The 21,437-nt window shown below is 36.7% G+C and carries 22 protein-coding genes; 6 read left to right on the top strand and 16 right to left on the bottom strand.

The window, feature by feature from the left end; translation table 11 throughout:
* Positions 1-115: 115 nt before the first annotated feature.
* Positions 116-1,495 (bottom strand): dihydrolipoyl dehydrogenase, encoded by a 1,380-nt coding sequence (locus tag AC1Z3T_RS16270; RefSeq protein ID WP_419320958.1) that lies wholly within the window; start codon positions 1,493-1,495, stop codon positions 116-118.
* A 210-nt stretch (positions 1,496-1,705) separates the two neighbouring features.
* On the opposite strand from AC1Z3T_RS16270, the gene AC1Z3T_RS16265 reads away from it, so the two are divergent.
* Both AC1Z3T_RS16265 and AC1Z3T_RS16260 read left to right on the top strand, forming a co-directional pair.
* Positions 1,706-6,172 (top strand): hypothetical protein, encoded by a 4,467-nt coding sequence (locus tag AC1Z3T_RS16265; protein ID WP_100885945.1) that lies wholly within the window; start codon positions 1,706-1,708, stop codon positions 6,170-6,172.
* A 218-nt stretch (positions 6,173-6,390) separates the two neighbouring features.
* A complete protein-coding gene (locus tag AC1Z3T_RS16260; protein ID WP_483396782.1) occupies positions 6,391-6,555 on the top strand; it encodes a hypothetical protein in 165 nt (54 codons plus the stop codon).
* 36 nt (positions 6,556-6,591) lie between these two features.
* Here AC1Z3T_RS16260 and AC1Z3T_RS16255 read toward each other — a convergent pair whose 3' ends face one another.
* From AC1Z3T_RS16255 to thyA, 4 genes are all read right to left on the bottom strand, one after another.
* Positions 6,592-7,032: an META domain-containing protein gene (locus AC1Z3T_RS16255; protein ID WP_100885944.1), complete on the bottom strand. Its 441-nt coding sequence runs from the start codon at positions 7,030-7,032 to the stop codon at positions 6,592-6,594.
* 82 nt (positions 7,033-7,114) lie between these two features.
* Positions 7,115-8,176: an Lnb N-terminal periplasmic domain-containing protein gene (locus AC1Z3T_RS16250; RefSeq protein ID WP_100885943.1), complete on the bottom strand. Its 1,062-nt coding sequence runs from the start codon at positions 8,174-8,176 to the stop codon at positions 7,115-7,117.
* A gap of 31 nt (positions 8,177-8,207) precedes the next feature.
* Positions 8,208-8,720 (bottom strand): dihydrofolate reductase, encoded by a 513-nt coding sequence (locus tag AC1Z3T_RS16245; protein WP_100885942.1) that lies wholly within the window; start codon positions 8,718-8,720, stop codon positions 8,208-8,210.
* 79 nt (positions 8,721-8,799) lie between these two features.
* Complete coding sequence (gene thyA / locus AC1Z3T_RS16240) at positions 8,800-9,642, bottom strand: thymidylate synthase (protein ID WP_100885941.1); 843 nt, start codon at positions 9,640-9,642, stop codon at positions 8,800-8,802.
* A gap of 169 nt (positions 9,643-9,811) precedes the next feature.
* Between thyA and AC1Z3T_RS16235 the strand changes: the two genes are divergently transcribed.
* Both AC1Z3T_RS16235 and AC1Z3T_RS16230 read left to right on the top strand, forming a co-directional pair.
* Positions 9,812-10,609, top strand: coding sequence for a YwqG family protein (locus AC1Z3T_RS16235; protein WP_100885940.1), 798 nt, complete (start codon positions 9,812-9,814; stop codon positions 10,607-10,609).
* Between the two features lie 403 nt (positions 10,610-11,012).
* Positions 11,013-11,540, top strand: coding sequence for a CHAP domain-containing protein (locus tag AC1Z3T_RS16230; protein WP_100885939.1), 528 nt, complete (start codon positions 11,013-11,015; stop codon positions 11,538-11,540).
* 1 nt (position 11,541) lies between these two features.
* On the opposite strand, the gene AC1Z3T_RS16225 is transcribed toward AC1Z3T_RS16230, so the two are convergent.
* From AC1Z3T_RS16225 to lgt, 3 genes are all read right to left on the bottom strand, one after another.
* Complete coding sequence (locus tag AC1Z3T_RS16225) at positions 11,542-11,919, bottom strand: hypothetical protein (RefSeq protein WP_100885938.1); 378 nt, start codon at positions 11,917-11,919, stop codon at positions 11,542-11,544.
* A complete protein-coding gene (locus tag AC1Z3T_RS16220) occupies positions 11,919-12,305 on the bottom strand; it encodes a hypothetical protein (protein ID WP_100885937.1) in 387 nt (128 codons plus the stop codon). The genes AC1Z3T_RS16225 and AC1Z3T_RS16220 overlap by 1 nt, the downstream gene beginning before the upstream one ends.
* Positions 12,306-12,391: 86 nt before the next feature.
* Positions 12,392-13,210: a prolipoprotein diacylglyceryl transferase gene (gene lgt, locus AC1Z3T_RS16215; RefSeq protein WP_100885936.1), complete on the bottom strand. Its 819-nt coding sequence runs from the start codon at positions 13,208-13,210 to the stop codon at positions 12,392-12,394.
* 94 nt (positions 13,211-13,304) lie between these two features.
* Between lgt and AC1Z3T_RS16210 the strand changes: the two genes are divergently transcribed.
* Entirely contained in the window at positions 13,305-14,087 is a 783-nt protein-coding gene (locus tag AC1Z3T_RS16210; RefSeq protein ID WP_100885935.1) for an NRDE family protein, read from the top strand.
* A gap of 49 nt (positions 14,088-14,136) precedes the next feature.
* Here AC1Z3T_RS16210 and AC1Z3T_RS16205 read toward each other — a convergent pair whose 3' ends face one another.
* The 4 genes from AC1Z3T_RS16205 to tatA form a co-directional block, all read right to left on the bottom strand.
* Positions 14,137-16,302: a PhoX family protein gene (locus AC1Z3T_RS16205; RefSeq protein ID WP_100885934.1), complete on the bottom strand. Its 2,166-nt coding sequence runs from the start codon at positions 16,300-16,302 to the stop codon at positions 14,137-14,139.
* Between the two features lie 400 nt (positions 16,303-16,702).
* Positions 16,703-17,485: a twin-arginine translocase subunit TatC gene (tatC, locus tag AC1Z3T_RS16200; protein WP_004830193.1), complete on the bottom strand. Its 783-nt coding sequence runs from the start codon at positions 17,483-17,485 to the stop codon at positions 16,703-16,705.
* Positions 17,482-17,949, bottom strand: a complete 468-nt coding sequence (tatB, locus tag AC1Z3T_RS16195; protein WP_042087483.1) for a Sec-independent protein translocase protein TatB — start codon at positions 17,947-17,949, stop codon at positions 17,482-17,484. The genes tatC and tatB overlap by 4 nt, the downstream gene beginning before the upstream one ends.
* 17 nt (positions 17,950-17,966) lie before the next feature.
* The gene (gene tatA, locus AC1Z3T_RS16190) at positions 17,967-18,191 is read right to left on the bottom strand and encodes a Sec-independent protein translocase subunit TatA (protein ID WP_004830191.1); all 225 of its coding nucleotides are present in this window, start codon (positions 18,189-18,191) and stop codon (positions 17,967-17,969) included.
* Between the two features lie 173 nt (positions 18,192-18,364).
* Between tatA and AC1Z3T_RS16185 the strand changes: the two genes are divergently transcribed.
* Complete coding sequence (locus AC1Z3T_RS16185; protein WP_100885933.1) at positions 18,365-19,246, top strand: AEC family transporter; 882 nt, start codon at positions 18,365-18,367, stop codon at positions 19,244-19,246.
* 115 nt (positions 19,247-19,361) lie between these two features.
* Here the strand turns inward: AC1Z3T_RS16185 and rdgB are convergent, their stop codons facing one another.
* From rdgB to AC1Z3T_RS16165, 4 genes are all read right to left on the bottom strand, one after another.
* A complete protein-coding gene (rdgB, locus tag AC1Z3T_RS16180; protein WP_004830189.1) occupies positions 19,362-19,985 on the bottom strand; it encodes an RdgB/HAM1 family non-canonical purine NTP pyrophosphatase in 624 nt (207 codons plus the stop codon).
* Between the two features lie 74 nt (positions 19,986-20,059).
* Positions 20,060-20,554 (bottom strand): hypothetical protein, encoded by a 495-nt coding sequence (locus AC1Z3T_RS16175; RefSeq protein WP_100885932.1) that lies wholly within the window; start codon positions 20,552-20,554, stop codon positions 20,060-20,062.
* Positions 20,551-20,958: a nuclear transport factor 2 family protein gene (locus tag AC1Z3T_RS16170; RefSeq protein WP_100885931.1), complete on the bottom strand. Its 408-nt coding sequence runs from the start codon at positions 20,956-20,958 to the stop codon at positions 20,551-20,553. Before AC1Z3T_RS16170 ends, AC1Z3T_RS16175 begins: the two co-directional genes overlap by 4 nt.
* A 91-nt stretch (positions 20,959-21,049) precedes the next feature.
* Positions 21,050-21,418, bottom strand: coding sequence for a DUF4180 domain-containing protein (locus AC1Z3T_RS16165; RefSeq protein ID WP_228153623.1), 369 nt, complete (start codon positions 21,416-21,418; stop codon positions 21,050-21,052).
* Positions 21,419-21,437 lie beyond the last annotated feature (19 nt).

Below are 21,437 nucleotides of genomic sequence, written 5' to 3'. Positions count from 1 at the left end.
AATGTTGAGGGTGTTTTTTTTATGCGTGAATCAAAGAAAAAATAGAAAAGAGAAAAAATTAAGAAGAAAAATAAAAGCGTTACATTGTGGTAGAGCTTTTAACTGAAAGGAATTTTTATCTCAAATTTAATTGTCGTCTTGCATGTTTTAAAGCTGTTCTTATGCCTTCTTCTAGCGTTGGGTGATAGAAAGGCTTGCTTAATATTTCATCGATAGTGAGATCTTCAGCGATCATCCAAGACAATAAATGTGCCATATGTTCTGCAGATTCAACAAAAAGCTCAGCCCCGAGCAATTTTCTGGTTTTTTTATCCACATAAACTTCAATTGCACCTTTATTTTTTCCTAAAACTAATGCTCGCCCTTGTTTTTCATAAGAAACGAATCCTGTAATAAATTCTATATTTGATTTAGACAGTACAGCATAATTTTGACCGACCATTCCCATTTCAGGGCTACAGAAGACAATACCTAGCGGTGCCAGCGTATTTAAATTTTGAATTTTTGGGAAATTTAAACAGCTTGAAACAACATTCCTCCCTTCATGCGCTGCTTCATGTTGTAATGGTGTTTGTGTAAATGCATCTCCAACAATAAATATTGGAAAATTAGCGAGTTGCTTTGAGTTTTTATGAATAGGCAGATTTTTTAAATCTGAAAATGAAGCATCTATATTTTCTAAAGCAAGAGTTGATAAATTTGAACTTCGACCTGTTGCCGTTAAAACATAATCTACCTGTATTGTGTTGGTTTCATCATTTTCTATAAATGAAACTGCAACACCATGCTCTGTGTCTTCAATTGAGTTGGGTAAAACCTCGAATTTAATATCTAACTCTTTTGAAAGTGTTGTCTGTGCAATTGCTTGTAAACTCGGGCTGGTCAGTACGCCGACTTTTTTGCTTCTAGCAAAAACAGTCGTATTCACGCCTAAACGATGCATGGCTTGGGCTAATTCAAGGGCAATTACGCCACTCCCAATTACTGCAATTGATTTAGGTAGCGTTTTAAGTTCAAAGACTTCATCGGATGTGATGAGTTTATTCCCAATATTCTTTTTCCAATCTTTGTCGTAGGTTGGTGTTGAACCGACAGCCAAAATAAATGACTTTGCTTGATATTGTTGACCATTGACCTCAACTGTATGGGCATTTATAAACTTAGCTTCACCATCAATTTTATGTTTCTCTTCCCAGCTTTCTACATCTTTCAGTGTTGCTCGTGCAAAGCGATCACGTAAATTTTGGACATGTTGCATCACTCGATCTGTATTAATTTCTGATTGAACACTTAAGGCAACTTCATCCGCGTGTTGAATATCATGTATTCGATTGGCTGTTGAAATTAAAACTTTACTTGGCATACATCCGACTCGAACACAGGTAGTATCCCAAGGTCCTTTGTTAATTATCAATAGGTTGGAGGTATATTTAACTGCTTCTTTATATGCGCTGATGCCTGCTGTTCCTGCACCAATGATAATGATGTCGTACATTTCTGCTCCTAATTCTATGATATCAAAGTATTTTAAATCAATATCTAAGAAATACTGTCTAATACCTACACTTGGAATGTTGTCAAATTATATTTTTTCAACATATCACAAGTATTCGATTGAAAAAAATTGTAGATTTGAGTACATTTCGTGTAAAAGCCATAAAAGTATTTTTAGGGCAAATTTATACTAAATAAAATGGAACAAATTATGACTTATTTAACAAGTTTAAAAGAAATTGGGGTGAAAGCGACAGTTCTTGCTTCTTCATTGGCTTTAGTTGCTTGCGGTGGAGGTGGAGGAGGTTATTATGGAGATGATAATAAAAATACAGGAGGAACCGGTGGTGGGACTAATGGAAATGGTTCGACTACAGATCCCAAAAAAGTTGTAGAAAGTCTCGGATTATCTTTACAAAGTTCTGAAGCGAAGCCAATTGAAGTTGCTTACGATAATTCTAAAATTTTAGTCTCAGTTCAAGCTTTGAACAGTGATAAAGGTGGTGTAGCGGCTAAATTGATCAATTTGTCGATTGCAGATAGTGAAAATCTGGGTGTAACGAGTAAGAGTTCACAAGTGACTACAGGGGATGATGGTCTCGCAGTATTTGAACTAAATATTCCTGCAATGAATGCTGCTTCTGGTAAAGTACAACTGACAGCAACTGTAGACGGAACAACAATTAAGCAAATTTATACACTAAATATTAAAAAAACAAGCACAATTCAAAGTGAATATAATCTTAAAATTCAACAAGGTGTTGTGCTTAATTTACCAAAAGGCACAGCTTCTATAACTGCTCAAGTGACTGATAAAAATGGTGGCGTAAAGCAGAATCAAACAGTCTCTTTAGCCTTACCTGCTGAAATGCAAGGTAAATTCTCTATTTCTACAGGTTCAAGCTTAATTACTGATAGTGCTGGTAATGCTACTTTTACAATTGTTGCAAATAGCGATTTAACAGCAGATGATATTGCTAAATTGGCTTCAACTTCTGCAAATTTAGATTTTAAATTAGTAGATGAGTTTAAAGCTGAAAGTAAAGCGAATGCATCAATCACATTTAAAGATGTTACTCAGATTGTTCAAAAATTAGAAATAGTTACTGAAGATAACCCTATTGTTGCTCAAGGTGGAACGACAAAAGTCATTGTTGTTGCGAAAAATAGTGATGGCAACCTTTTAACCAATAAGAAAGTAAAATTATCTTTTACTGATAGTAGTAGTGTATATGGTGTAACCATTGATCAGCCAGAAGTGATGACGGACGCAAAAGGTTATGCGACATTTACCCTTAAATCTGCATCGTCTTATCCAATCGCATTATCTCAACAAGGTATTAATTTAAAAGCAGTATATAGTGAATCTGCTGATATCTTTGCGACATCAACGGTTAAAGTAACAACCGCTGATACAGGTGCATCCAACCAACTTGGACTTCAACGTCTTGAAATTGCTTCTTCATATCAAATCAATGCAAAAAACGATTCTATTACTATTACTGTTAAAGGCATCAATAACAAAGGTGAAGCTGCAACTCAAGGTAAAGTTAAATTAAGCTTGAATGCAGAAGCAACTTCGAATGGTGTGACTTTTGATGGAAGTGCAGAACAGGAATTTAAAACAGGTTATGTTACTTATACCTTAAAAACAAATGCTAAAACGCCTGATGCTGTTGAAGCATTAGTTGCAGCTGGTATTACTGCTACTTTTACTGCGGATAATAACATATCTAACAATATTAAAATTGCTGTAGAAGATGAAGCCAAATCTGAAGAAGCGCTAAGCTTTTTAGCAATTGATCCGATAAATACTGCTTATGACTACACGAAGGATCAAACTATTGTTGTAAAAGTAAAAGCTACAGGTGTAAAAGGTGGTGCATTAAAAGGCGAAACTGTAACCTTAGGCTTTAGTAAAGCTTACTCTGTTCCAGAGTTGCAAAATTTAGGTTTGAGCTTAACGAGCTCAGCCGATGCTCTTACTGACGCAACAGGTTATGCAACGTTTACATATTCATATAAAGCAAGTGGCAGTGCGGAACAGAAAGCGTTGGTCGAAAATGGTCTTGGATTGATTGCAAAACCAGCCAACGGCACTGGGGCGGCAAGTACAGTTAATCTCAATTTTAAAGCACCAACAGCGCAAGGTGAAATTGATTTAGATCATTTGAATGTTGGAGTACCATCTGGAAGTGTAATTTTAACTGTTAATCAAGAACACAATATCTCCGTCTCAGTGGATGCTATAGGTACTGATGGTAAAGTTCTACCAAATCAAAAAGTTTCCATTGGGCTTAATGATGCTGCAATCAGTAATGGGGTTAGTTTTGGTGCAGATACAACATCGACCAAGGTGACAGATTCTAATGGTAAAACTACATTTAATCTAAAAATTAAGGCCAGTAATGGAGCTGAATTGACAAATTTAGTAGCAAATGGTCTTACTGTTGCGATTAAGGGGCTACGTAAAGATGGTTCAGCTTATACGGTTACTCGTAAAATTGAAATTGCCCAACCCGTAGTTTTAATTCCAGATCTAGCGGCCTTAAATCTTAGTTATGATGTCCAAACCGTTTCGGTCTTAGGCGGTGAAGTACGCGTTAAAGTAATAGCGAAAGATGAGTATGGTGTAACTATTCCAAACACGCCTGTAGCGATTGCTTTATCAAGTTTAGCCGGTTCAAGAGTGTCTTTGTCAGATGCTACTGTTACGACGAATAGTAAAGGGGAAGCAGAGTTTACGATTAAAGTTTCAGAAGGTTTATATGATGCAAACTTAATTAAGAATGGTATTACTTTTGCTGTAGTTGGAACCAATCTTAACAATGGTGATCGTATCCAGCAGACTGGTACTATTCAAGTTGCTATTCCTCAAGATTCTGTAAACCTTCGTTTAACTGCTGATAAAAAAGAATTAGAATTTGGTAAGAGTTATCAAGTTCAAGTTGCAGTAAAAGATGAATTAGGTGCAAATACAGGCTATCCAGTTAACTTAGCTTTAAATAAAGAAGCTTATGATGCTGGAATTCGATTAAGTAATGATTCATTAGTAACTGCTGCAAATGGTCAGACGCCAATAACAATTGTGATTCCAAAAGACATTCCAAGTGCTGCTAAGCAAGCATTAATTGATTTAGGTTCTAAGGCAATTCAAATCAAAGGTACGATAAAAAATCCAAAAGGTGTTGATGTTGTATCTACCTTAGAGTTCAGTGTTTTTGAAGCTGTTAATCCAAATCATTTAACTATAGGCTCTTCTAAATCCAGTCTAAGTGTTTCTGGTGATAAAACAATTGTTACAGTGCAATTGCTGGATAATAATGGTTTGCCTGTTAAAGATGAAGAGGTAACTTTAGCTGCGAATAATTCTGCAACATTAATTATTGGTACACCTGGTGATGGACATCCGACAAATACAAGTAAACCACAGACAGTAAAAACAGATTCAACAGGAAATGCTTTCTTCTCTGTAGAAGTCGATGGTAATACTGCGGATGCAGATTTATTGTTGGCAAGTGGAATTGAACTTACTGCAAGTAATACCAATGCAAATGGGGCCTTAACAACACAAATTTATCGTTTAACAGCATTTAAGCCTTCACCAACAGCGCCACAGCCTGCTCGCTATAACTTACGAATCGAGTCGAATAAAGCAACTCTCAACGTACGTAATGATCTAGCAAATGTCACTGTAAGTTTAGTAGATCAAAATGGTGGTGGTGTAGCGAATAAGTATGTTAGTTTGAGTATCAAAGATTTTATTCGTAATGGTGCCATTATTGTTGGCGCATCTGGTTTAACAACAGATCAAAATGGGCAAGCAGTATTTAAAGTTAAAATTGATGAAAGTACACGTAATCCAAGCTATACAGCTACAGCATTTGATGCCGATGATTTAAATCTATCAGCAAGTTTCAGCGAAACTGGATATTTGGACGCGACTCAAATTTCTCGTATTGATGTTGTCCAGTCAGTTGTGCAAAATCCAATTGCATCAATAGTCATTGGTGTTAATCCTACAGAAACGGGATCTTCAAATGATGGCGTGTACTATACAAAAAATCTATCTGTAAGTGTCGTTGATTTTGATGGTAAGCCATTAGCGAATCAAAAAGTCGAAATGGATATCAATCCAACTAATTATATCAAAGGTCGTTATGTATGGGCATTAGCACCTGTTCCAGGTTCTAGTCCTGTACTAAAATGGGTTGGTCCTGGTGATAATTATTATTTGGATAATCCAAATAATTATATTGATTCAAATGGCGCAGTGATGAATAACAATGGAACCCCAGCAGATACTAGTGATGATTTTAGTGTATCGGCAGTAGTTAATCCATCACGTGGTTGTGCTGTAAGTTCACCTTATAATGCGATTACCAATAGTGAAGTAACCAGTATTCCAGTTAAGGTGCCAACGTTCCTAGGGCAGGGTGCTACAGCTACATATACAACGGATGCTGATGGAAAATTTGACTTCGTGATTCGTTATCCGAAGATTTATGCTCAATGGCTTAATGTACAAATTGGTGCTTCTTCACAAGTTGCAACTTTACCATTTAGAACAACATATAATCTTGGATTAGCTTCAGTTGCATCGGATTACAGCACTGATGGAACTTATGGACCAAATTTAAAAAGTCCTTATGGTATTAATACGATTACATGCCCGTAATTCTTTTAGGTTGAAAAAACAGCGCTTCGGCGCTGTTTTTTTATTTTACGGATGTGCCCATAGTCACGCCTACAGTGGGTCTCACATTCATTGAGCTACATGCAGATAAAAATAGGCAAGAGATTAAGATCAGACCAACAACTTTCATTTAAATATTCTCAATTTTAAATCAGCACTATTGTAAGTCGAATTATTCGTTTGCGTGTGTAGTAAAATTATTGTCTTTATTTTTTAATGATTTAAAGCTAAAAAAGCTAAAAAAGCTAAAAAAGCTAAAAAAGCTAAAAAAGCTAAAAAAGCTAAAAAAGCTAAAAAAGCTAAAAAAGCTAAAAAAGCTAAAAAAGCTAAAAAAGCTAAAAAAGCTAAAAAAGCTAGAAGCTTAAACTTTTAGCCAATGTCTGTTATTAGCTTTTCAAAGCTTAAGGTGTCGTAAACTGCAAAACACGATTACCATATTGATCGACTAACTTTAGGGTCTTGTCATAGACTTGAAAGCCCTGAACTTTGCTTAAAGCTTCAGTATATTGTGTGGCGATTTGCATGCTGCTTGGACAAAGCATTTTGGTCGAAGCCAATTGCCCGATCGTAATATGTTGTCCTTTTAATGCATATTGTCCCATGATGCGATTACAGCCATCACTGCCACTTACACGTAAATCTGAACCGAATTGAATACTGGGAGCATTACGTGAGCTTGGGTCAGCCTTATATTCTGTTGCACCAATATGTGTGAGGGTCCAATTTTTATTTTGTAATAAACTAAGGTTTTGTGCTTGCTGGGTACTACTTGGTGTTGAGGTGCATCCAGTTGCAAAAAGTGTAGATGTTATTATTGTCGCTGCAATAATGGCTTTGAACATGAGTGTTCTCCTTAATCTTGTCATAATTTTATATCAATAGAAATGAAGTATATCACTGGATTAATTTAAACACCGTTATATATTATTTCGCATATTCTTCTGGTAAACCTAAACGGAGAACCTTAGAAAAATTAGCACTATTTTGATATTTAAAATGTGAATATTCATCAGTTCTGGGATTCACATGGGCTTTTTCGTACCATTCATGCATAGACCACTGATGATTTAGAGCACCTAGATCGTACAAATAATTGGGTAAATACCCAGAAGCAATTAAACGATAGTCTGTTGGAAGTTTTTGAGCTGAAATGGCTTGAACCATATCAAAAACCAAAGTTGTGCAGTTGCTGGTTAGGGTGTTATACCATTTTGGATGCTTGGCTAAATCTGCGGATTTAGATAAGTATTCTTCAAATAATGCTTGGCTTTCAGCCTTTGGTAATCGAACAGGGAAAAAATAAACTTGTTCACCTCGGATATTGCTTCGTGTATAGACAATATCTTTTTCATCTGCGGCAATGAGGCTTAGCTCAAACTGTCTAAAGAAACCACCTATCGCAGAAAAACTTTCATTTTTTTCTTTACGAATTTCGATTGAGAAGACTAAAGGTCGTTGATTTGAAAAATTAAAACTCACTAAGGTATGCGCAATTTGTGGTCCCATCCAATATGAGGTGATGATATTTACACCTGTAATATCATCTAAATTATACGTTCGTGTTTCCCATCGCTCATCATATTGATCGGTTGTGCGCCAATCGAAATTTCGAACATTATGAATTGTGACCAGTTGACCTTGCTTTTCATAGCTAAAAATTCTGGAAACTTCAGGACTCCATTCACGGTCTTGTTTAGCGGGGATATTAAAATACCAAACCAAGCTCAGAAGGAATGCAACCAAATAAATCAAGCTGTCAATTTTTCGAGTAAATAGATTCTTGGTGAAATAAATTCCAAGAATGCTCAACGCAAAAATCGCCCATAGGATAATAATAAAATAGCTAAAGATTTGACCTAAAGGTTGTTGAATCCAAATGGCAAGACAAAACCAAATACTCGTCATGACAACAAATAAGCTAAATAAGGAATGAAGTAAACCCATTCCTAATCTGTGTAGCATTGGTTTCGTTTTTAAGCTATCCATAAGCAGCTATTTTTATTAATAAAGTTCAGTGCTATTTTCTATATGTTGCAAATTCAAAAGCAATAGCTGTTTTGTCGTCAACATGTGACTCGCTGGCGACTTTCTTAAATTCTTGAGGAATTTCTGGATAATGTGCATCACCTTGAACATCAAGATCAATATGAGTCAGTTCAAGTCGATCTGTAATATGAATCGTTTGCTTGAAAATTTCACCACCACCAATAATAAAGATGCTGGTTGGTTTTTCTGAAGCCAAAACATCAGGAATGGCTTGTTCCAAAGCAGATTCAATACTGTTGGTCGTTTTTACACCCTCAAACTGCCAATTTGAATCACGTGTAATGACCCAATTTACACGCTTTGGTAGTGCACGTCCCATTGATTCAAGTGTTTTACGACCCATGACAACCACGCCACCTTGGGTAATTTCTTTGAAATGTTTTAGGTCTGCCGAGATGTGCCAAGGAAGATCATTTGCTTTACCAATGCAGTGTTGTTGATCCATGGCAACCACATGAACAATTTCAAAATTTTTAAATGTCATACTCAATCCACTTCGTCATCCATTCAATGATTTTCCTCCTTGAAAGAGGGAGCAAAATCACAAATTGGATTATTAAAAATTACACAGCAACTGGAGCTTTAATTGCAGCATGGGATTCATAACCCACAATTTCAATATCTTCAAATTTGAAATCAAAAATATCGTGAATCGCAGGGTTAAGTTTAAGCTGACATAATGGCAAAGGTTCACGGGTCAATTGTAATTTTGCCTGTTCAAAATGGTTCACATATAAATGTGTATCACCACCAGTCCAAACAAAGTCTCCTACGCCTAGACCACAAACTTGTGCAATCATATGAGTCAGTAATGCATAACTGGCAATATTGAAAGGAACACCCAAGAACACATCAGCACTACGTTGATACAGTTGGCAAGACAGTTTTCCATCTTGAACGAAGAACTGAAATAAAGTGTGACATGGCGGTAAAGCAACTTTGCCTGCTTCTTTTGGGTTCCAACCTGATACAATTAAGCGACGTGAGTTTGGATTGGTCTTAATTTCATTAATTAACCAACTGATCTGATCAAAACCATCATTTTCAAATAAACCATTTTCTTTTTGAGTTGCCCCAAAATTACGCCATTGATGACCATAAACAGGACCAAGTTCACCTTCAGGACGACCAAAACGGGCAGTTTGTTCCGCAGTAGACCATTCATCCCAAATCGACACTTTATTGTCTTTTAGATATTGAACATTGGTGTCACCTTTTAAGAACCACAATAATTCAATCACGATTGAGCGGAAATGAACTTTTTTAGTGGTAAGTAAAGGGAAGCCCTTAGACAAGTCAAAACGCATTTGATGACCGAATACAGAACGAGTACCTGTACCTGTACGATCACCTTTGTCACCGCCATTGTCTAGGATATGTTGTAGAAGGTCTAAATACGCTTTCATAGAAGTTCCAATTTGGGAAGGGGGATGATACAAATGACAGATTATGTCGCACCATTACCCATTCGTAATACTTTCGAATAGTCTCAGAGTTTATACTAATCTGGCTTTGTTTTTAACAAAGAATATTTTTCTGTTTGTGACTTTAATCGAATATTTAGAGAATTTGAAAATGAGTATAAATTTGAATGAACTTCCATCAGCTTTACAAGCGTATAAACAACAAATTGCGGCAACTAAAAAAGACAGCATCGAAATATCATTACTGCCTGCTGAGCATTTAGAAATTTGGCAGAGTAAAGTTGGCGGACATCCTTATTTACCTTTAGCGCAGCAATATCCGCAAAGCTCAGAAGGCGAAAATTTACAATTATTGGCGCAAATCAATTTTGCTGAATTACCAGAAAATAATATTTATCCTCAATCTGGGATTTTGCAATTTTTTATCAATCCATATGATGACTTATATGGAATGGATTTTGATGATCAGCAAAAGCAAGATGGTTTTAAAATCATCTTTCATGACAGCATTGAACACGATTCTGCAAATTTGCAAACTGATTTTCCAAGCTTTGATGGAGATGATATTTATAGCCCGATTGCAGGTCAAGCTGCGATTCAATTTGAGAAATCTGAAAGTTATATCGATATGAATAACTTTGATTTTGCTGAAAAAGTGACTGATCCTTATGACAGAGACGATGAGAAGGAGTTCTGTGATGAATATACCGAAGTTATTTCAGCGAGTGGGCATCGTTTAGGTGGATACCCATTTTTTACTCAAACTGATCCACGTGAATACAATGAGTCGATTCAAGACTATGTGCTATTACTGCAAATTGATACAGATGATGCAGGTGAAGTAGATATCATGTGGGGTGATTCTGGAGTAGGCAATTTCTTTATCCACCCTGACGATCTTGCCAAAAGAGATTTTTCTAAAGTTGTTTACAATTGGGATTGTTATTAAGTATTTTTTGGTGAGCGACCAAGCTGATGTCCTTTGCATCAGCTTTGAGATAAATAGCGATATTAATGATTTAGTTTTAGCGTCAATAAAAAACAAAAAATGTGACCAAATTGACAGTTTAATGTGTTGATTAGATTAAGAAAAAGTTTTACCGCTACGGCTAATAAAATTATTTATGCTTATTTTTTAACCAAACAAACCCTGTCTGTTTTTAAGGTAATCTCAAAAGTTTCAGTAAGTTGAAAGCAGACAAATGAGATTTATTAACACTTACATATTTTTTTACATGTTTTAAGTCTACATTTTAAGATTTGCTGATTAGTATTCATGGCTTGTGAAAAGTTGTTATTGGTTTAAACAAGGTGGTTTGAATCAATTCAAAAGGGCAGTTTGAGGACAGTACATGATTTACGACCACAATGTTAATATGAATGAATACGTGAATCCCACGGTTCATATTCAGATTCGATCGGAAAATCAAAATAATAATTTTCGACCAGAAGAATACCTAAAAAGCAAAGCCTTTGAAAATTTTAAAAATCAAACTGAAGCGTTCAAGAAAGAAAGTTTAATCGATATTGGTAAATTCACCGAAAAACTCGTTAGCATGTCACGAAGCACTACAGCGCATCGTTGTGCACGATATGTGAGAATTGCACTTGAGTCAGCTGGAGCTCGTTTTTCTGATCATCCTGTAGCAGCATCAGACTGGGGTTCAACCCTGACGGAAATCGGTTATAAGCAAATCCGCCCAGATTTTGATAATCCACAAGAAGGTGATATTTACATCATTAACAGTACAAGCCGTCATCGTTATGGCCATATTGCGGGTTTTACGGGTACACAGTGGGTATCAGACTTTAGACAACGCAGTTATGATGTTTATAAAGATCCGAACGTAACGTATGAATACTATCGCTTAACGGCATAGATCAATTTGATTCAAATCGTTTAGCACGATTTTGATAGATTGATACAATGAATAGCCCCAATGCAGTAAAACCAGCAGCTTGAATTGATGTCCACAATTTATGCTGTGATGGCAATAAAAATAAAATCAGCAAAAAGCCGAGCATTGGGAAAATAGAAAAAAGAATTTTAAATCCCTGAGCATATGGATGTGTTGTGGATAATTTTAAGCGCAGTTGGAACAAAATATGAATCAAGACACCCAATAATAAGCAAACTACGGTAAAAAAAGAATTTAACTTTTCAATTGAAGCGCAATAATAAATGATTGCACAAGTCAAAACTGAGCTGATTAATTTAATTTCACGTGTACAACGTGAGGAATACCAAAAATCTAACATTATTTAGGTGCTTGTTGTGGTGTATTTTTATTGAGTAATGACAACGGGGAAAAAATACATACTGCCAAAACCATAAAGCCGATACCTTGTGCGCCCGGAATTAGAATTTCACCATGATTCATATTTTTAAAAATCAAAACCAAGAGTGATGCTAAAGGAATCCACGTCAATACACGATAAAATAGGCCTGTTGGATTCTTCGCAGCAAAATGAATTTTACAGTAACGACAGATTAGAAAAATAATTCCAGTTCCAGCAAAGAGTAAAATATTATCGATGGTTAAAGGTTGGTACCAATATAATCCAAGACTCAAAATTGCCGATAAAATGAAGAAAATTAATTTCTTGGTGACTGAGACTTTAGGATCAAACCAAAATTCGAGCATAGTGATTTCATTAAAATTGGATGTTACTAATTTAGCATAAAAAAGGTGAAGCATTGCTTCACCATATAAAACTTAAACAGAAATGATTAAGTGTTTTTTTGTGGACCCCAATCAAAGATTTTCTTTTGGTATGCATACCAAATCAGCCATAACCCTGCAAGGATCATTGGAAATGAAAGTATTTGACCTTTGGTCATCCAACCAAATAAGATGTAACCTTGATCCGCATCGGGTTCACGGAAAAATTCCATAAAGAAGCGAGCACAGCCATAACCCATTAAGAAGATTGCAGAAACTGCATAACGTGGGCGAGGTTTAGCACTATAGAACCAGAGGATAAGGAACAGCAATAAGCCTTCACACAGTGCTTGGTAAAGCTGAGAAGGGTGGCGGACTAAATGTAGTGGGTCAGTTGGAAAAATCATTCCTAAGGCAAAGTTAGGATCAGAGACTTGACGTCCATACAATTCACCGCCGATAAAATTACCAATACGACCAAACATTAAGCCTGTTGGTACACAAGGTGCAATAAAATCAAGTGTTTCAAACCAAGTCTTTTTATACTTATGACACCATAACAGCATGGCAATCATTACCCCAAGGAATCCACCATGGAAACTCATACCGCCTGTCCAAACTTTAAAAAGCCAGATAGGGTCTGCTAAGAATTTATCAAACTCATAGAATAAGACATAGCCAATGCGACCTCCAAGGACAACACCGAGCGCACCGTAGAACACCAGATCTGAAACCATTTCTGCATTCCAGTGATCACGTTGTTTCGCACGATAATTCGCAAGACCCCAAGCACATAAAAATGCCAAAAGGTACATGAGTCCATACCAATGAACTTTAAGTGGTCCCAGTGATATTGCAACTGGGTCAATATTCGGGTAGGTGAGCATTCCTAATCCTTGATTTTCTATTTTGCACAGATTTTAGCTGAAAGATATTAAAAATGTTGTACATTCAATGTGTAAACTTCATGGAATGTGCTTTATGTGTATTGTGGCGTTGGCTTGGCAGGTTTTAGATGACCTACCTGTATGTTTGATCTCCAATCGCGATGAATTCTATCATCGTCCGAGTACTCAATTACAACAGTGGTCAGAACACGGAATAATTGCAGGGCAAGATTTACAGTCGGGTGGAACATGGATGGGCGTTACTCCACAGGGGCGATGGGCGATTGTGACCAATTATCGCGATGGAGCAGATAAACAGACTTATCCCACTACACGCGGAGATTTGGTTCAAAATTTTTTAGAATCTGAGCAAACACCTATCCGTTTTGCCCAAGCGCTTGAACAACGGCAACGAGACTATGCAGGTTTTAATTTATTTGTAGGTGATCAACATCAAGCTGTGTATATGAGTAATCGTGGTGAAGCCCCACAAGTTTTATCGCAAGGTGTATATGTGGTTTCCAATGGATTAATGTCTGATGATTGGGAGAAAACCAAGCATTTGCGTAAACGATTTACCCAAGAATTTTTACCTATGCTACAAGTCAGTTCTATTCTTGAATCAGATTTACAGCATGCTGTTTGGGATATTCTGGAAGATGAACGTAAAATCATTCCAGATTTACTTCCAAATACTGGGATTAATGCAGACATGGAAGAGCTATTGTCTTCAACATTTATTCAAAGCCCGATCTATGGTACACGTTGTTCAAACTTTTTAAGAATCGGTCTCTCAGCGCTGGACTGGATTGAAAAAACGCAACAAGGTGAGCATTTGGGGGAACTGGTCAAAATTAAATGTAATATTGAAAGATAAAAAGCCATGCAAAACTAAATCTACATGGCTTTAAAAGCAGAATTCTTATTTAACCTGCAATCACGCCACCATCTTTGCGTGTGATCACGACAGTTGCTGAACGTGGACGAGCAACTTTATTATTCGCATCCTTTTGTGATGCAGGCCAGTGACTTGAAGGTTTATCAAAGCTTGGAGAGTCTTCACCAGGATGTTGAACATTGATGAAAATCGCTTTGTAGTCTGGTGTCATGGTCACACCCGTAATTTCACATTGTTTTGGACCTGTAAGGAAACGACGCAGATTTTCATCTGTCACTTGCTTACCAACGATGGTTTCTTGTCCAGCTGAGGTTGTTGCTTTTGCACCATCACCCACTTTTCCTGGCAATGCAGCAAGCATCATACAGTTGGTAGTATCTGTATAAGCACCATCATCGGTTTGAATCCAAAGAACACCACGAGGGTCAAACCACATGCCATCTGGTGAAGACAAATCGTTATTATCGTTCAACGCAGAAAGGTTAATGTTGCTGGCCATTTTTGCTTCAGCACCAAATAGGTAAATATCCCAAGTGAAGCTTTCTGCTGTAGTTTTATTATCTTTCTCATGGAAGCGGATAATATGACCATTGACGTTGCCTTTACCGCCTTCAGGATCACTATAGTTTCTTGGATTGGCAGCATCTAAAGCATGTGTTGTACCACGATTTGAGTTGTTCGTAAGCGTGACATAGACCTCACCATTTTCAGGGTTCACTGCAACCCATTCTGGGCGATCCATTTTAGTCGCTTTAACAGCATCACCAGCAAGTCGTGCAAATGTTGTGACATCCGCTTGAGATTTAAATGGATACACCGTGTTGGCATCATTTAAACCATTTTTTCCATATGCCAACTCAATCCATTTACCCGTACCATCATTGTTGAACTGAGCCACATAAAGTTTGCCACTATTCATATACTTATCACCAGCGCGATAACCGCCATTGACATCTTTGGCATCCCATTTGGCATCCGATACGAATTTATAAATGTATTCGCCACGTGAGTCATCACCCATATAGAAAGTCAAATTTTCACCTTCGATTAAACGACTGGCACGACAATCCTCATGTGCAAAACGACCTAATGATGTTCGTTTTACTGGGTTTGAACGACTATCAAATGGGTCAATTTCTACGATCCAACCAAAAGTATTGGCGCTGTTACGATAATCTTTGTCAGCAGTCTCTGCGGTAATAGACGAATTCCAACGATCATATAAATCTTGGCTTTCGATTGCACCAATTGCCGTTTCCCAGCCATAACGAGAACTTGCACCATCTTTTAAACCATAGCGATTGAGTGCAATGATTTCCGAAGCAGTCCGCTTTGTATCATCCCCTTTGTTGCGTACAAAATACCCAATAAAGTTTTCTTCTGTGGTGAGGTAGGTTCCCCATGGTGTATAACCATTACCACAGTTGTTATGCGTACCACGTGTTTGCTTTGCCGACGGTGAATATTTGGTTTTAATTAAATCTGAACCTGCAACAATGCCCGCGAAATCCATCACTGTAGATGCGGTAATACGGCGATTGAATGGTGAACTTTTAACAATATCCACTTTTTGAGAACTTGCATCTTTTTTTAATTCGATAATCGATACGCCGTGTGCGTTCATTTCACGAATAACTTCATCTTCTGGACGACGACCATTGACTCTTGTTGCACCTTTAGGATGTAAAAAAGTTTGGTTGATGTATTCATGGTTCATCACCAGTAAACCACTATTTGATGCTTTTGCATCATATTTAGCTGTACTGGAATTTAAACCAAAATAGCTCATCCCATCATGACAATCCCCTGATCGTGCAGTGAAACTTACACCTGAAGGAACGTTGTTGTCATCCCATTCAGCAAGGTTTTGTGTCAGTGGATCTCCGAGTGCATAAAGCACTGTAGCTTCGTAGCCTGCTGGAACAGTAACGATATCATTCAGATTTTTTACAACGGGTGTAAAGCTGAGTTTTTCTGGTTTTTTTACCGAACTATCTGTATTTGAATGATTGTCATCGTCATCATTACAACCTGTCAAGCTAGATGCTAAAGCTAATGCTGCTGCACCACTGGCTGTTTTGGTAATTAAACTACGACGAGAAATCCGTTGTTCTAAGATGTCACGGAAATGAATGTTATTCGAAGTATTGTTATCTAACTCTTGATCTTCATGATATGGCGTGAGGTCTGTCATAAGATTCCCTATGGCTTTAACTTAAGATGAAATGTGATTTTGATTCAGCTTAAAAACATAGCGAACTAATATGTAAACTCTCTTACTTTTATATTTAATATTGGTTAAATTTAATATTAATTTAAGAAGGTAATAGAACTGTCACAAAGAAATAAATGTTGAGTAATTTGTTGTTAATTCACTCATTAAAATTACGATCTATATTTAATAGTGAGAATTTATTCGGTGTAAAATATTAATATTCACTAAGTTTTAATCAAATTATTTTAAATATGAGTAATAAAAATTAGGTGATATATCTTTTGATTGTTGAGGGGGAAGATGGTCAGAGAAATTTTGAGAATAAAAAAATGGCTTTTAAAAGCCATTTGAGTGTTGAATATTTTCTTATTTTTATGATTTAGACATCTGCAGTTTTGCGCTTTTCGATCATTTTACCGAGTAACAAGCCGAGCTCAAATAACATCCACATTGGAATGGCTAACATAATCATTGATATTGCGTCTGGTGGAGTAATAAACATCGAGACAAAGAAGCAGCCAACGACAATAAAACGACGTTTTTCAGCCAATGTCTTCGTGGTTACGAAGCCAATAAGAATCAAAACTAAAGTAATAATTGGAATTTCAAAGGTTAGACCAAAGACCAAGAACAGCTTTAAGCAGAAACTTAGATAGCTATTAATATCCGTCATCGGTGCAACTGTTTCAGGAGAGACGCTGATGAAAAAGTGTAAAATTGAGGGTAAAGCAACGAAATAAGCAAATGCGATACCCGAATAAAACAGAATAATGCTGCCAAATAAGAGTGGAAATGCTAGATTCTTTTCTTTTTCGTACAGTGCTGGTTTAATAAATGCCCAAAGTTGATAAATAATAAAGGGCATAGCGAGCATCAGTGCAATAAAAAAATTCAACTTAAATGGTGCCATAAATGTTGCAGTGACATCCGTTGCAATCATGGTTGATGTTGCAGGCAATTGCTTTCTTAATGGTTCTGATAGAGCAATATAAGTTTTATTGGCAAAAGGCAATAAACAAAAAAAGATCAGAATCAATGCACCCACAATTTTAAATAGATGCTTACGCAACACCATGAGATGTTGTGTAATCGGCATTGCATCTAAAGGGGGACGTTCTGTCGATGCGCTGTCTTGTACCTGAGGCGCGAGTGAATCCGTCATACGGCTACCTTAAGTTGTGGTGTTGTGACCATCTCGATGGGAACAATTTGTGGAGCTGGCATCATGCAACTTTGCTGATTTAATCCATGATTTAACATATAAATAGAAGGAACCTGAGTATCTAGTTTATAGTAATGGTATGTTGCTAAAAGATTTTTTTGACCTAGCTGTTCAGCATGGGTTTCTTGTTCTATCGCAATTTTTTGTTGTTGTAGCTCTTGCATCTGAGCTTGCATTTTTTGTTCAAGTTCTTGAATCTTCTGCATCTCTTGCTGCATTTGCTCTCTAAACTCAGAAAGACGTAACTCACGATCGATATCATTTTGGACACTTGTGATCGCCCGTTTAAATTTACTGTACCATTTGGCAGCAAAACGAGCAGCTTCAGGAAGCTTATCGGGTCCCAATACCAAAAGCGCAATGATCCCGAAAACTAACAGTTCTGAAAATCCAACATCTAACATGATCTACGCCTCACCGATTAGTGTTTTACAGTAGAGTTCACATCAGTATTGGTCGTTTGATGCTCTAATGTACGAGTTTCAGTGATTGAAGCTTGGGTCGCTTCTTCATCTTTGATTGATTTCTTAAAATCTTTTACTGCACCGCCAACGTCTTTACCTAAATTTTTCAGTTTCGATGTACCAAATAGTAAAATCACCACGATTGCAAAAATAAGTACATGCCAAATCGATAATCCAGCCATAGTTTTAACTCCTATTTTATTTAGAGCTATAACAACAGTTATCCGTGACAGAAAAGTGACATTAATATTTCAATTTAAAGACAGAAAATATTTTTGAAATATTTTGCGATGTTAAACACTATCGATTTTGGAAAGTGCTAGTATGATCATGATTTGAGAATAAGGGGTATATTGTGTCTTTGTTATTTCCAGTTCTGTCATTTATTTGTGGGTTAATACTGGCGAATAGCAAATTTTCAATGAATTTAAAGACGATGATGTCTTTATTGCTGGCACGTGTCTTTATCCCGATTGTCATCATCTACAATATGGTTTTTTATAAATCGGGCAGTATTGCTTTAATTCTATTTGCCTTTTTCTCGTGCTTTATCCTTTTTTTTGTTTACTTAAAACGCTCGAAAGATCGTTTGGCATCGCTATGTTTTAGTTATACCAATATGGCATGGTTAGGCTTTCCAATCGCTTTAGCAATTTTTGGTGCTGAGCATAGTATGGTCATGATTCCGCTTTATATCGGTGTTTCGATTTTTGGTAACTCATGGGCTGTGACCTCTGTAAGCTCAGCGCCTCAATCTAAAGTATTACTGTTTAAAAAAGTGCTTCAATCACCGCCCGTGATTGCTTTAATTATTGCAGGACTTTTACGTTGTTTTGATGTGCAACACTTTCAAACCCAGCAATGGGTGGATTGGATATATAACGCCTCTAAGTGGAGTATGAGCTTTACGGGGATGTGTGTATTGGGGATGTGGTTAAGAAAAACCAAAGTGCATGTGGACGACTTATTGATCAGTACTCGACTGGCAATACTGAAACTGTCTTGTGGGATGATCTTATGTAGCTTGGCGTATTTCTTTTTACCAGTTCCACAAATTCATGACTATATCGGTGTGATGTTCTTACTATTTTGTTTACCTCCAGCCGCCAATATTGTGGCTTTAGAAACGCATTATCAAGGAACGGGTATTTCAGCAAAGTATATTGCTTCAGGAACAATAGTCAGTTGTGTGGTATGTGTTTTATATGGTGTGTTTATTCATTTTTTATCATTCTAATTCTTTATTTTTGTTAATTTGTAAGGCTTTGAAAAGCCTCATGATTTCTTTGTGCGTCTATAAATTTTATTCCTCCCTCATTTTAAAGTAGGGGAGGAATTTTCAAAGGTAATTTTTATTTCAAACTGGCTTTAAATAATTGCATCGCTTGACCACGATGACTTATTTTATTTTTGTCTTGTTTGCTCATTTCTGCACTAGAAATCCCCAACTCTGGTAACCAGAACAGTGGATCATAACCAAAACCATTTTCACCACGGGCTTGTTCTAGCACCTCACCTTGCCAAATACCTTGGAAAATCTGTGGCAAAGGATCATCCGCATGCTCAACTAATGCTAATACGCAAACAAACATGCCTTCGATCACCTGATTCTCTTTACGCAACGGCTTGAGGTTTTCGAGTAGTTTTGCATTATTTGCTGCATCATCGCCGTGTTCACCTGCATAACGTGCTGAGTAAATTCCTGGCGCACCACCTAATACAGGAACACAAATCCCAGAATCATCTGCAATTGCAGGTTTGCCTGAAATACGGCTTGCATGACGCGCTTTGATAATTGCATTTTCAATAAAGCTTAAGCCATCTTCAATCGCATCTTCGATATTCAACTGACCTTGAGGAATCACGTCAACAGGTAAAGCCAATTCAGCAAACAGTTTTTCAAACTCAGCAATTTTGCCTTTATTATTACTGGCAAGTACCAGAGTTCCTTGGGATAACCAATCTTTAGATGACATGATCCAAACTCAGAAAGTTAAAATGATGCTATTTTAACTGAATCTGTGAATTAAAATGTGGCTAAATTTGATGATTAGCGCTGTTTTGCGCGAGGAGGGATGTAATAGTCTAGCGCTTGCTTAAGCTCAACGATGTCATCATTACGCATCAGCCCTGAGCTCAGATTGAGTTTTTGGATACTTTGGTCTTTCATGATCAAGCGTAAATAATAATGACGATCCAAGAATGTTTTTTTGAGTTCTATTTGAGCAATATCACGCAACAAAATTTCTTTCTTAATGACACTTCTGCCTTTGAATTCGATGGTTCGGACTTTATCCTGAGTCAAAACCAGAATAGGGGATTGATTTTTAAATAGTAAAACTGCTTTTCGACTCAAGAAATATGAAAAACTTGCCAATAATGCAATGACAAAAATTAAATAAAGACTTTTAACACCATTCTTAAATTCAAACAGTTCAATAATGAGGAGTAGGGTAGCGTACCAAAATGGGCAGGCAAAAATACCAGTAAAAATTGCCAGTGGAAGCATTTGACGATGAGAAGCATAATATTTTTTCTTATTCATATTTTTCCATGTATAGAAGAATCTGACTCAGCGGACAAATGCAAAAGCGTACCTTGATGAAAAATCATTTGCCATACTTGCTGATCATTCATTACCCAGATCGAAGCACGTAAAGCTGAATTATATTTTACTTGAGTATTGGTATCGACTTGATAGCTGAGGTAAGTCAACAAAGCACTATGAGCAGAGAGTTGCTGTAGTTCAAAGTCTTGTGCATGAATCATATCCGTGTTTAGATCATTTAAAAGTGCTTCAAGCATTTGGCTTTTTTTCATGATCCGACCTGATTTGGTGATTTCTTTGAACTCTGGGTGCAAGCGCTGATCCAATATTTTATGGTTTCGTCGCTCAGAATGATGTAATTGGCATTCAAATTGGATTAATTGAGCGAGCGTTTCTTGCATTATGTTGAACTCCTATTGAAATATTTAAAAGTCTGACAATCAGTGCTGATTGAAATGAGCCTTGTTATGCACGAAGTGTTATCCACTTAAACTAGTTTTTTAATTCTTGTTTGAGCTTATGTTCCAATTCAGCATAGTTTTCTATAAACCAGCATGCCTTTCCATGATTTGATTCATAAACAAAATCTGTGAGTGCCTTACTGTTATGGGTATATTTTTCAATATTTCCTACAAAGGCTAAACGAATTTTATAATTGACAAATTTTTGTATGAATTCGCCTGCAATTCTATTTTCCAATTGAAAAAAGCACTTTTCTAAAGATGTTACAGGCAATGCAATCAGCGCTATATTTTCAGCAAATGCCAAACTCAACAGGTCATTGATATTGTGCAATGAATACGTTGTAGCCTCATTTTGAGGAATAATTAAAATTCGTGTGTTATGAAAAAGTTGAAGCATATGTGTCATTTGTAACTAC

The sequence above is a fragment of the Acinetobacter sp. B-6 genome (assembly GCF_056930735.1).
This window is presented reverse-complemented; position numbering and strand designations above follow the sequence as displayed.

Coding starts and splice junctions, on each gene's coding strand:
- AC1Z3T_RS16270 (WP_419320958.1), bottom strand. CDS start 1,495: ATGTACGACATCATTATCATTGGTGCAGGAACAGCAGGCATCAGCGCA.
- AC1Z3T_RS16265 (WP_100885945.1), top strand. CDS start 1,706: ATGACTTATTTAACAAGTTTAAAAGAAATTGGGGTGAAAGCGACAGTT.
- AC1Z3T_RS16255 (WP_100885944.1), bottom strand. CDS start 7,032: ATGTTCAAAGCCATTATTGCAGCGACAATAATAACATCTACACTTTTT.
- AC1Z3T_RS16250 (WP_100885943.1), bottom strand. CDS start 8,176: ATGGATAGCTTAAAAACGAAACCAATGCTACACAGATTAGGAATGGGT.
- AC1Z3T_RS16245 (WP_100885942.1), bottom strand. CDS start 8,720: ATGACATTTAAAAATTTTGAAATTGTTCATGTGGTTGCCATGGATCAA.
- thyA (WP_100885941.1), bottom strand. CDS start 9,642: ATGAAAGCGTATTTAGACCTTCTACAACATATCCTAGACAATGGCGGT.
- AC1Z3T_RS16235 (WP_100885940.1), top strand. CDS start 9,812: ATGAGTATAAATTTGAATGAACTTCCATCAGCTTTACAAGCGTATAAA.
- AC1Z3T_RS16230 (WP_100885939.1), top strand. CDS start 11,013: ATGATTTACGACCACAATGTTAATATGAATGAATACGTGAATCCCACG.
- AC1Z3T_RS16225 (WP_100885938.1), bottom strand. CDS start 11,919: ATGTTAGATTTTTGGTATTCCTCACGTTGTACACGTGAAATTAAATTA.
- AC1Z3T_RS16220 (WP_100885937.1), bottom strand. CDS start 12,305: ATGCTCGAATTTTGGTTTGATCCTAAAGTCTCAGTCACCAAGAAATTA.
- lgt (WP_100885936.1), bottom strand. CDS start 13,210: ATGCTCACCTACCCGAATATTGACCCAGTTGCAATATCACTGGGACCA.
- AC1Z3T_RS16210 (WP_100885935.1), top strand. CDS start 13,305: ATGTGTATTGTGGCGTTGGCTTGGCAGGTTTTAGATGACCTACCTGTA.
- AC1Z3T_RS16205 (WP_100885934.1), bottom strand. CDS start 16,302: ATGACAGACCTCACGCCATATCATGAAGATCAAGAGTTAGATAACAAT.
- tatC (WP_004830193.1), bottom strand. CDS start 17,485: ATGACGGATTCACTCGCGCCTCAGGTACAAGACAGCGCATCGACAGAA.
- tatB (WP_042087483.1), bottom strand. CDS start 17,949: ATGTTAGATGTTGGATTTTCAGAACTGTTAGTTTTCGGGATCATTGCG.
- tatA (WP_004830191.1), bottom strand. CDS start 18,191: ATGGCTGGATTATCGATTTGGCATGTACTTATTTTTGCAATCGTGGTG.
- rdgB (WP_004830189.1), bottom strand. CDS start 19,985: ATGTCATCTAAAGATTGGTTATCCCAAGGAACTCTGGTACTTGCCAGT.
- AC1Z3T_RS16175 (WP_100885932.1), bottom strand. CDS start 20,554: ATGAATAAGAAAAAATATTATGCTTCTCATCGTCAAATGCTTCCACTG.
- AC1Z3T_RS16170 (WP_100885931.1), bottom strand. CDS start 20,958: ATGCAAGAAACGCTCGCTCAATTAATCCAATTTGAATGCCAATTACAT.
- AC1Z3T_RS16165 (WP_228153623.1), bottom strand. CDS start 21,418: ATGCTTCAACTTTTTCATAACACACGAATTTTAATTATTCCTCAAAAT.